This window comes from Komagataeibacter melomenusus, assembly GCF_013155395.1.
Lineage (GTDB): Bacteria > Pseudomonadota > Alphaproteobacteria > Acetobacterales > Acetobacteraceae > Komagataeibacter > Komagataeibacter melomenusus.
This window is the reverse complement of the sequence record NZ_JABJWC010000132.1, coordinates 1-255: the sequence shown is the minus strand read 5'-3', so window position 1 is coordinate 255 and position 255 is coordinate 1. Positions and strand designations below refer to the sequence as shown.

Here is a 255-nt window from a genome sequence, read left to right as displayed (position 1 = left end):
CGCGCATGACGATCCTTGTGCGACAGCTTTGCGGGTTTGTCCTGCCAGTCTTCAGGAATACGTCCTTCCCGAAGATCGGCTTTCTCTGCATTGGTGTTCCGCTGCTTCGGAGCCGCTACCAGCGTGGCATCCAGGATCTGGCCTGACATCGGCAAATACCCGGCGTTGCGCAGGGTGGCATCAAAGCGGTTGAACAGCCCATCGATCGCACCCGCCTGGGTCAGACGCTTTTGACACAGCCAGACCGTTTTGGCA

Annotated in this window: 1 pseudogene; it reads right to left on the bottom strand. The window is 58.8% G+C overall.

The annotated features are described in order from the left end of the window. A pseudogene (locus HNW77_RS17395) lies at positions 1 to 255 on the bottom strand (IS5/IS1182 family transposase); the annotation flags it as partial.